General features: G+C 67.5%; 7 protein-coding genes and 1 tRNA gene. All 8 read right to left on the bottom strand.

The features are described from left to right. Positions 1-48 precede the first annotated feature (48 nt). Positions 49-124, bottom strand: a tRNA-Phe gene (locus A6M56_RS11110). Positions 125-192: 68 nt separating this feature from the next. Then, positions 193-906 (bottom strand): response regulator, encoded by a 714-nt coding sequence (locus tag A6M56_RS11105; RefSeq protein WP_045785410.1) that lies wholly within the window; start codon positions 904-906, stop codon positions 193-195. 36 nt (positions 907-942) lie between these two features. Next, entirely contained in the window at positions 943-3,387 is a 2,445-nt protein-coding gene (locus A6M56_RS11100; RefSeq protein WP_102080587.1) for a sensor histidine kinase, read from the bottom strand. Further along, complete coding sequence (locus tag A6M56_RS11095; protein ID WP_045785412.1) at positions 3,384-4,148, bottom strand: DUF4390 domain-containing protein; 765 nt, start codon at positions 4,146-4,148, stop codon at positions 3,384-3,386. The genes A6M56_RS11100 and A6M56_RS11095 overlap by 4 nt, the downstream gene beginning before the upstream one ends. A 12-nt stretch (positions 4,149-4,160) precedes the next feature. Beyond that, a complete protein-coding gene (gene rsmB / locus A6M56_RS11090; RefSeq protein ID WP_102080588.1) occupies positions 4,161-5,492 on the bottom strand; it encodes a 16S rRNA (cytosine(967)-C(5))-methyltransferase RsmB in 1,332 nt (443 codons plus the stop codon). A 102-nt stretch (positions 5,493-5,594) separates the two neighbouring features. Next, positions 5,595-6,455 (bottom strand): zinc metalloprotease HtpX, encoded by an 861-nt coding sequence (htpX, locus tag A6M56_RS11085; RefSeq protein WP_045785414.1) that lies wholly within the window; start codon positions 6,453-6,455, stop codon positions 5,595-5,597. A 120-nt stretch (positions 6,456-6,575) separates the two neighbouring features. Further along, positions 6,576-7,232, bottom strand: coding sequence for a LysE family translocator (locus A6M56_RS11080; RefSeq protein WP_102080589.1), 657 nt, complete (start codon positions 7,230-7,232; stop codon positions 6,576-6,578). 42 nt (positions 7,233-7,274) lie between these two features. After that, positions 7,275-7,707: methionyl-tRNA formyltransferase (locus A6M56_RS11075; RefSeq protein WP_502686908.1), on the bottom strand; the 433-nt coding region annotated here is incomplete at its 5' end.

Raw genomic sequence — 7,707 nt, 5'->3', positions numbered from 1 at the left:
AGTGCAGAAACGAAAATGCCCAACCGATGAGGGTTGGGCATTGCAATATGGTGGCCTGGGGCGGAATCGAACCACCGACACGCGGATTTTCAATCCGCTGCTCTACCAACTGAGCTACCGGGCCAAGCAAAGAAGCGCAAGTATGGCAGGATTTGGTCCCCGCCGTCAAGCAATCGGTGAAGGATTCGGGAATCAGGCGGCCGGCTCGCTCTTGTTGCGCGAGAGTTCGACGCCCAGTTGCTTGAGCTTGCGATACAGGTGCGTGCGCTCGAGGCCGGTCTTTTCGGCCACGCGCGTCATGCTGCCGCCCTCGCGCTGCAGGTGATACTCGAAGTAGGCACGTTCGAACAGGTCGCGTGCTTCGCGCAGCGGCATGTCGAACGAGAACTGCATGCCGCCGCCTTCGGCTGCGCGAGCGGGGGCGCCGTTCATGTCAGCGCGCTCTGCGGTGGCGGCTGCGCCTGCGGCGGCCGTGCCCGGTGCTGCGCCCGCCAGCGAGGCGGCCGGTGCGGTTGCGGCCACCGGTGCACGTGGCTTTTCCTTGCCGCGCGACAGGCCCTGCTCCACGGCTGCCAGCAGCTTCTGCAGCGCGATCGGCTTCTCGAGAAAGTTCAGCGCGCCGATCTTGGTCGCCTCCACAGCGGTGTCGATGGTGGCATGGCCCGACATCATGATCACTGGCATGGTCAGCAGACCTTGCGACGCCCACTCCTTGAGCAACGTCACGCCGTCGGTGTCCGGCATCCAGATATCGAGCAGGACGAGGTCGGGCGTTGCATTCGCGCGGTACTCGCGCGCACGCTGCGCGTTCTCGGCGACTTCGACAACGTGCCCTTCGTCTCCGAGGATTTCGGAGAGCAACTCCCGGATACCCATTTCGTCGTCGACAACGAGGATGGTGGCCATGCTTTTCCTCTATGTGCGGCGGGATCGCCGTCCGCGCTACGCGAGTTTTACGAACAGGATGGAAACCTGGGCGCCGATGATCTCGGTGCCCCCGGATTGGGACGGGCGGTTGCGCAATTCGATGCGCGCGCCGTGCTCGTCCATGATTTTCTTCACCATGGCCAGGCCCAATCCTGTGCCCTTGGCTTTGGTCGTGACGTACGGCTCGAAGGCGCGGTTGAGGATGCGGGAAGAGAACCCGCCGCCGTTGTCCGCGATCACAAGCCGCACGGCCTGCCGCCGCGCGCCCGAGGCGTCGTCGTATTCTACCGTGTCAGTTTGCAACATGACATGCGGTGCAGGTCGCCCGGCGGCTTCGTTCTCGGCCACCGCGTCCTGCGCGTTCTGCAGCAGGTTGTGGATGACCTGGCGCAACTGCGTCGGGTCGCCCTTGATGAGCGGCAGGCCCGCGCCGAGCCTCGCCTCGATGACGGGGTGCTCGTGGCGGTCAGGGTGATCGATGCCGTACAGGTGCAGCACTTCGGCCGCGAGCGCGTTCAGGTCGAGCTCCTGCAGCATGGCTGGTGGCGTGCGCGCGTAGTCGCGGAAGTCATCCACCATGCGCTTCATGGCCGCGACCTGGTTGACGATCGTGCTGGCGCCGCGGCGCAAGACCTCGGCGTCGGCTTCCGACAGCTTGGGCGAGAGCTTCATCTCCAGCCGCTCCGCGGAGAGCTGGATCGGCGTGAGCGGATTCTTGATCTCGTGCGCCAGGCGCCGCGCGACTTCGCCCCAGGCCACCGAGCGCTGCGCCGAGATCACGTCGGAAATGTCGTCGAACACCACCACGTAGCCGCGCTCCGTGCCGTGCGCGCCGACAGACGGGCCGGGCAGCCGCGTGCCGCGCACCAGCAGCGTGAGCGGCTCGTCTTCATCTTCCACGGGAATTTCGACCTGCTTCTGCCAGTGTGCGGCCGCGGCGCCCGCCGCAGCGCTCACATCGTGCTCGGCAAAGGCCTGCTCGACGATCGAGGCGAAGGCCGCCAGCGGCGCGATGCCGCCCAGGGCCTGTCCGACCCATGCGCCGAAGGGCTGTTTGAAGATGCGCTCGGCACCCGGGTTGGCGGTCAGCAGCACGAAGCGGTGGTCGAACACGAAGACGCCTGCGGTCAGGTTGGTCAGCACGCTCTCAAGATAGGCTTTCGACTGCTCGAGTGCCGCGCGATTCTGCTCCACTGCCCGGCGCGCGTCGGCCAACTGGCGCGTCATCTGGTTGAACTGCTGCGTGAGCAGGCCGAGTTCGTCGCGCGTATGCAGCTCGCGCTTGGGCGAGAGGTCGCCCTCGGCCACTTCACGCGTGCCCTGGAGCAGCATCAGCAGCGGCCGTGCCAGCTGTGCGCCGAGCAGCAGCGCCAGCATCACCGCAATGAAGACGGCCAGGAACAGCGTCAGCGTGAGCGTGCCGATGTACATCTTGCGCAAGCCCGTGCGGCCGAGCGCCTTCTCCTGGTACTCCTGGTATGCGTGCTGGACGGCATCGGCGTTGCGCGCCAGCGCCTGGGGAACCGGCTGCACGAGCTGCAGGAAGCGCTCTTCGCGGCTCGCTTCGCCGACCAGGCCGAAGCCGCGCGAGGGGCTGCCAGCGTCTTCCGGCGTGCGGTCGGCGAGCAGGCCCGTGCCGGCCCACTTGCGCCCCGCTGTGCCGAGCCGCAGCCCCGACTCCTCGCGCGCGGCCGTCCCCAGTGCGACGACCACGCGCAACTGGTAGAGATCGTTGCGGCGATTGCCGGCGCGCGGGGCCGATGCCGGGCCGTTGTCGCCGTCGTAGTCGCTGCCGCCTTCGAGGCTGGCATAGCCGCCGGGCGAGCGCGCCTGCTCGAGCACGGCCTGGTCGGGCAGGCTCGGCACGAGCGTGTCATACGTACTCGATGCCGTGGCCACCACGCGGCCACTGGTGGTGAAGATGGTCGCCTCCTGCACGCCGAACTGCTCGCGCAGCCGGTTGAGCGTGAGCGTGGTGGCAGAGGCCGAGCCGTCTCCGAGCTGCTCGGCGATCAGGCGCCCCTTGTTCTGCAGATCCGCCAGCGCGGCGTCCATGGTGGAGCGGCCGAGGTTCAGGCCGGCCTCCAGCGCCGACTCCACCTTCACGTCGAACCACGATTCGATGCTGCGCGAAACGAACTGCAGCGAGACGAGATAGATCAGCACGCCCGGCAGCACGCCAACCACCCCGAAGAACACCGCGAGCTTGGTCATCAGCCGCGTGCCGAACTTGCCGCGCCGCGCGCGCAGCGCGAGCGCCAGCATCAGCCCGCCAATGATCACCACCAGCAGCACCCCGATGACGAGGTTGACCTTGTAGAGCAGCGTGAAATAGCGGTCGAAGAATTCGGTGTTGGCCGACGCGGCGGCCAGCAGCCCGACCAGCACGATCGCCAGGAAGACAATGGTGCCGGCGACGACCTGATACAGCAGCCGTTTGTAGCTGCGGTCGAAGATCATTTGGCGGGCGCCAGCAGCGAGGTGGCGTTGGACGGCGTGGCCGTCATGCCCCAGCCCGGGTTGGGCGACAGGCCCGAGGCGGCAGAGGCGGGCGGCGAGGATGCCGGCGCACTGGCCGGCGGCGTTGCCGGTGCCGGCGCCGGTGCTGAGGGGAGCTCGTTGGGCACCAGCACGCTGAAGCGTTTCCAGTCCGAACTCAGGTTCCAGTCGCGCGTGTTGACGGCGTTGATCTGGAATGGCTTGGGCAGTTGCGTCACGTCCAGGCGCATGCGGACTTCAGCCTGGACGGTTTCGCCGGGCTTGACCGCACGCTGCTCGAACACGCGCCAGCCACGCACGTGCTGCAGGAAGTCGACCGCATCTTTCAGGCGCGAGAACGGCACCTGCAGGCCGCCGGTCGAGACGCGGTACTGGCGCGTGAGCGGGTGGAACGACAGCCGGACGACGCGCGTGGCACTCACCGCATGGTCGTCGAACCAATACCAGCGCGGGCGGATCAGCTCAAACTCGACGAGGAAGTAGAGCGCGATGCCCTTGTTGACGGCGTCTTCGAGGTTGCCGGGCAGATCGAAGTCGAAATCGGCGGAGAGATTCCAGCCGCCATCGGCATATTCCAGCTGGGCGCGGTTGACTTCGATGGTCTGCGCAGGCGCCATGACCGGCCACCACAGGAACAGCATGCCCAGAACGACCAGCCGTTGCAGAATCTGCCGGAACCGGGGTGGCAGCAGCCGGATCGATGGGCGAAGGATGACAGTCACAACGGTCGTTGATCAGGGCCGTTTCTGGAAAACCGCGTAAAAGAAGCCGTCGTGATCGAGCGGCAGGGGCGAGGTGCCGGCGCCGAAGCCACCAGCGGGCGCCGACTCGGGCAAGGCCGGCAGCAACTGGCCGGGCGCGTGCAATCGTATCGCATCTTGCAGATGGCTTTCAAACCATCGGGCCTGGTCTTCGCCTTCCGTCGGGAAAATCGAACAGGTCACATAAAGCAACTTGCCACCGGGCGCGAGGCATGCCCACAGCGCCCGCACGATGTCGCGCTGCAGGGCGGCGAGTGCCTTCAGATCGGCCGGACGGCGCAGCCAGCGGATATCCGGATGGCGGCGGACGATACCGGCCGCTGAGCATGGCACGTCGGCGAGGATGCGATCGAACGGGCGGCCGTCCCACCATGTGTCGGGCTGGGCAGCATCGGCCACGCGGACGGTGGCCGCCTGGCCCAGACGCGCCAGATTTTCGTCGATGCGGACGGCGCGGGAGGCGTCGGATTCCAGTGCCGTCACGTCCAGGCCGTCGGCCAGTTCGAGCAGGTGGCCGGTCTTGCCGCCGGGCGCGGCACAGGCGTCGAGCACACGCTGGCCGGGCGCCACGTCGAGCAGCGGTGCCGCCAGTTGCGCCCCGGCGTCTTGCACCGAGACGTCGCCGTCGACAAACCCAGGCAGCTCAGCCACGGGCACGGCACGGGCCAGCCGCACGGCCTGTTCGCCGATCCGTTCGGCGTCGATGCCGCTTTCGGCCAGCCGGGCGAGATATACATCCACGGTGATGCGGCGCGGGTTCACGCGCAGCACCATCGGCGGGCGGCGGTTGCCGGCCGCGAGGATGGCCTGCCACGTGCCGGGGTACGCGCTGCGCACGGCGTCGATCCACCATGCCGGATAGTTCGTGGCGGCCACCGGGTCGGCCTGCATCGCGGCGACGAGCTCGTCTTGCTCGCGCAGGAATCGTCGCAGCACGCCGTTGACCATGCCCTTGCCGTGCGCGAGCTTCGGATCGGCCGAGGCGGCCCGCACGGTCTGGTCGACCACCGTGAACGGCGCATACGGCTGCGCAGTGTCCAGCAATTGTGCGAGCGCTACGCGCAGCAGGTTGGCAGCGCCTTCGGCGGGCGGGCGCGGGATCAGCGTGCGGATCAGCCAGTCGGTGCTGCCGAGCCAGCGTGTGGCACGGTAGGCGAGGTCCTGCACCGCGCCTCGTGCCGGGGCAGGCTGACCCTGGCAGACGGCCTCGATGGCCTGCGGCAATGCCGTCCCCTGCCGCAGCTTGCCGAGTGCGGTAGCGGCAAGCGACAAGGCGTGGGCAAGGGAGTCTGGCGGCAGACGCATCGGGGCAGCGGAAAAATCAGGCGGACAAAATGCAACGAGCCCGCGATGGGCGGGCTCGTGCGGACTGCGAAAGTATAAAGGAAGCGGCCTCCTGCGCCTGCCTCAGACCGGGTATTGCCCGGTCTGCGCCATCTGCATCAGCCGCGCGATGCGCTCTTCCGTCGAGGGGTGCGTGCTGAACAGGTTGGCCAGGCCGCCGCCGTGCAGCGGGTTCATGATCATCATCTGTGCGGTGGCCGGGTGGGCCTCGGCGGCGGCAAACGGGATGCCGGCCGCATAGCGGTGGATCTTGTCGAGCGCCGAGGCCAGCGCCTGCGGATCGCCGCTGATCTGCGCGCCGCCGCGGTCGGCTTCGAACTCGCGCGCGCGGGAGATCGCCATCTGGATCAGCGACGCGGCCAGCGGTGCAAGAATCGCGACGGCAATCCCGGCGACCGGGTTGGCGGGGCGGCCTTCGCTGTCGCGCCCGCCGAAGAACACCGCAAAGTTGGCCAGCGCCGAGATCGCACCGGCCATGGTGGCCGAGATGGTCGAGATCAGGATGTCGCGGTGCTGCACGTGGGCCAGCTCGTGCGCCATCACGCCGCGCAGTTCGCGCTCACTCAGGATGTTGAGGATGCCGGTCGTGGCGGCCACGGCGGCGTGCTCGGGGTTGCGGCCCGTGGCGAAGGCGTTGGGCTGTGCTTCGTCGATCAGATACACGCGCGGCATGGGCAGCCCCGCGCGGCCGGCAAGCTCCTGGACCATGCGGTAGAACTGCGGCGCGGTGGTCTCGTTGACTTCCTGCGCGTTGTACATGCGCAGGACCATCTTGTCGGAGAACCAGTACGAGAAGAAATTCATGCCCAGCGCAAACAGCAGCGCCAGCATCATCCCGCTGCGTCCGCCGATCATGCCGCCGATGACGATGAACAGCGCGGTAATCGCTGCCATCAGCATGAAGGTCTTGATCCAGTTGAACATGAGGGCGTGGCTCCTGTGGGTCGAGGGTTTCGCGAGTTTCTTAGATCAAGATATTCGCTGAAAATTCAAGGGTTTGTGCGATGTTTGCGCGGTACTTTGCCGCAGTTGGAGCCGGCTTGGTCAACGCGTGGTGAAGGCCAGCCGCGCACCCAGTCCGATGAATGCCGTGCCGACCACGCGATCGAGCCAGCGCTTGATGCCGGGTTTGCCCGCCACGCGGCGCGTGACGCTGGCCGCCACCCACGCCACCACGCTATTCCACGCCGTCGACATGACGACGAACACCGCGCCCAGCGACAGGAACGCCAGCGCCTTGTGGCCGGCATGGGGATCCACGAACTGCGGGAAGAACGACAGGAAGAACAGCACCACCTTCGGGTTCAGCACGTTCGTCAGGAAGCCCTGCATGAACAGCGACTTGAGGGGGCGCGGGCGCCTGGCCGGTTCGGCGGTTTCGGCTTTGGCGAGGGTGTCGTCGCGCGCGGGCGGTGCCAGCAGCATGCGGCCGCCGAGGTAGATCAGGTACGCCGCGCCCACCACCTTGATCACGGTGAAGGCCACCGTGGATGCCGCGAGCACGGCCGTCAGCCCGAAGGCGACCGCCAGCACGTGCACGCAGCAGCCGGCCGATACCCCGAGCGACGAGAGCAGCCCCGCCGTCCGCCCTTGCGAAACGCTGCGCCCCACGATATAGGCCGTATCCGGCCCCGGCGTCACATTCAGCAGGAACACGGCCAGCATGAAGAGCGGCAGGTTCACGATGCCCAGCGTCGTCATGGCGGAGTCCTCTTGTCTCTTCTCTCTATATATGGATGCGCGTCAGCTGCGGGACGCGAACCGCTGGCCTGGCTGGATGGCGAGGCTCTGCAGGAACTCGCGCGCGGGCAGGCGCTTGCCGCCGGGCTTCTGCAGTTGCGTCACGCGCAGTGCGCCGGTGCCGCAGGCGATGGTCACGCCGTCGGCATTGGCGGCGAGCACCGTGCCCGGTTCTGCGTCGGTGGGGCGATCGGCGAGGGCTTCGCCTTGCCAGAACTTGATCGTCACGCCGTCAAGCGCGGCCGATGCGCCCGGAAACGGATTGAACGCATGCACCTGCCGCAGCAGCGCCGCAGATGGGCGCGCCCAATCGAGCGCCGCCTCGTCCTTGGCGATCTTCTCGGCATACGTGACACCTTCGGCAGGTTGCGGCGTCGCGGGCAGCTGGCCGTCCCGCGCGAGCCGCGACAGTGCCTCCACCACCATGCGGCCGCCC

The organism is Ralstonia sp. RL (genome assembly GCF_001683835.1).
Lineage (GTDB): Bacteria > Pseudomonadota > Gammaproteobacteria > Burkholderiales > Burkholderiaceae > Ralstonia > Ralstonia mannitolilytica.
Note: the sequence above shows the minus strand (reverse complement) of the source record. Positions and strands in the feature narration are given on the sequence as shown.

What these genes read in the sequence shown, in the direction of transcription:
- A6M56_RS11105 (WP_045785410.1), bottom strand. Translation starts at nt 906, where the DNA reads ATGGCCACCATCCTCGTTGTCGACGACGAAATGGGTATCCGGGAGTTG.
- A6M56_RS11100 (WP_102080587.1), bottom strand. Translation starts at nt 3,387, where the DNA reads ATGATCTTCGACCGCAGCTACAAACGGCTGCTGTATCAGGTCGTCGCC.
- rsmB (WP_102080588.1), bottom strand. Translation starts at nt 5,492, where the DNA reads ATGCGTCTGCCGCCAGACTCCCTTGCCCACGCCTTGTCGCTTGCCGCT.
- htpX (WP_045785414.1), bottom strand. Translation starts at nt 6,455, where the DNA reads ATGTTCAACTGGATCAAGACCTTCATGCTGATGGCAGCGATTACCGCG.
- A6M56_RS11080 (WP_102080589.1), bottom strand. Translation starts at nt 7,232, where the DNA reads ATGACGACGCTGGGCATCGTGAACCTGCCGCTCTTCATGCTGGCCGTG.